Source organism: Paenibacillus sp. IITD108 (assembly GCF_036541265.1).
In the GTDB taxonomy this organism is placed as follows: Bacteria; Bacillota; Bacilli; order Paenibacillales; family Paenibacillaceae; genus Pristimantibacillus.
The window spans coordinates 1-1,596 of record NZ_JAZHCT010000078.1 but is presented as its reverse complement, the minus strand read 5'-3'; the positions used below and the strand labels follow the sequence as shown (position 1 = coordinate 1,596).

Genomic DNA, 1,596 nt, shown 5'->3' with positions numbered 1-1,596 from the left:
TATGATTTAATACGAAAATTAAGACAGCTTCGAACGTGGTTTTTATCGATTTTAGACAAAAAAAGACCCACAACCCCAAAAAGTCGTTATAACTTTTTAAAAAAATGGCCATACTATTCAATTAGTTACGCTGGTGTTTCTTTTACCTGCATGCCCTGTATGTCGTATCCTAGTTGTTGAATCTGCTGCAGGTAATAATTCAGAGTCTTTTGATTAGACGTACCTTCGCCTAGTGGTACGTCTATTTCTTTGTAATCCGTTTGTTCCCTCATCATGGCATGCAACATCCGTGCAATTAAGTGAGCGGTTGCAATGGTTGCTTTCTTTTCTCCGCGCCTCTTTCGGATTCGTCGGAAGAACTGACCGATCCGGTTTTTGGATCGTGAATTGGCCCACGCTACCTGGCACAAGGCAGCTTTGAGTTGTTTGTTCCCTTGCATCGTCTTCGCTTTTTTTCGCTTGCCCGCACTTTCATTATTTCCCGGACACAATCCCGCCCAAGAGGCGAATTGTGCATCCGTTGGAAACATCTCCGCCACACAAGGTCCGATTTCTGCAAATATCGTAACGGCCGAGGTATGCTCAATTCCGGGAATAGAATCGATTTGATCGACCAGTTCCTTGTAGGTTTCTACACTTTCATCGATCTTCTCTTCCAATCGAGCAATCTTCTTTTCCAGGTACTCTAGATGATCCCAATGTTCGCCGATCATCTCTCGATGGTGCTGCCGTAACTTTCCATTAAGCGCATCTACCAATTGCGGTACTTTCTTCTTTAATTGCGTTTTTACGATGCTTCTGATCTCGGCTTCCTCCAACACTTCTCCGTACATAATCTTCTGCAGCAACGCTCTTCCCGAAACACCATAGAGATCCGATATATATGTTGTCAGTTTGATGTTAGCATCCTGCAGCATTTTATGAATGCGGTTCTTCTCCGCTGTCAACGCCCGCACCATCTTGACGCGATAACGCGTCAAGTCTCTCAAATCTCGGATGTCTTGCTCCGGAACCATACTTGCTTCGATGAGCCCACAGCGATGTAATTGAGCAAGCCACTGTGCATCTTGCGTGTCTGTTTTTCTACCGGGCATGTTCTTTACTCGTCTAGCGTTCGCCAGAACGAGTTCACATGTCCCCCCCAAAATGTTCCACACTGGTTTCCACAGGACGCCGGTACTCTCCATCACCACCTCCTTGCACTCATGTTGATGAAGCCAATCTTGCAGTTCGAGCAACTCTCTCGTTGTGGTTCCAAATGTCCGGATAAAACATTTCGGTTTGTGCTCCAATGGCCCTGTTAATACACAAGCTACAACCGTTTCCTGATGAACATCCAGCCCTGCGCAACAACTTCTTACAGCATCCATTCTTATACCTCCAACGTTTTGATACAAATCATGCGCTCGAGAAAGTGTAATTTAATACACGTACTTTTGGGTGCTACAATAGGCGATACTCGAAAAGCGCAATAGGACGGTTTTTCATACGAGTTAGATCCCAATAATCATCCGTCCTCAGATTTGTATTACTAAGCTTTGACGTTTATAGAGGTTTTTAAATCTGCACGATTGATGCATCTTGAAAATTTTCATT

General features: G+C 44.4%; 1 protein-coding gene. It reads right to left on the bottom strand.

All coding sequences use genetic code 11. The annotated features are described in order from the left end of the window. Window positions 1–125: 125 nt before the first annotated feature. Window positions 126–1,370 (bottom strand): IS110 family transposase, encoded by a 1,245-nt coding sequence (locus V1L65_RS28570; RefSeq protein WP_331702755.1) that lies wholly within the window; start codon window positions 1,368–1,370, stop codon window positions 126–128. Between the last annotated feature and the right edge of the window lie 226 nt (window positions 1,371–1,596).

Excerpts from the sequence above, each read along its gene's own strand:
- V1L65_RS28570 (WP_331702755.1), bottom strand. The coding sequence starts at position 1,370 with ATGGATGCTGTAAGAAGTTGTTGCGCAGGGCTGGATGTTCATCAGGAA.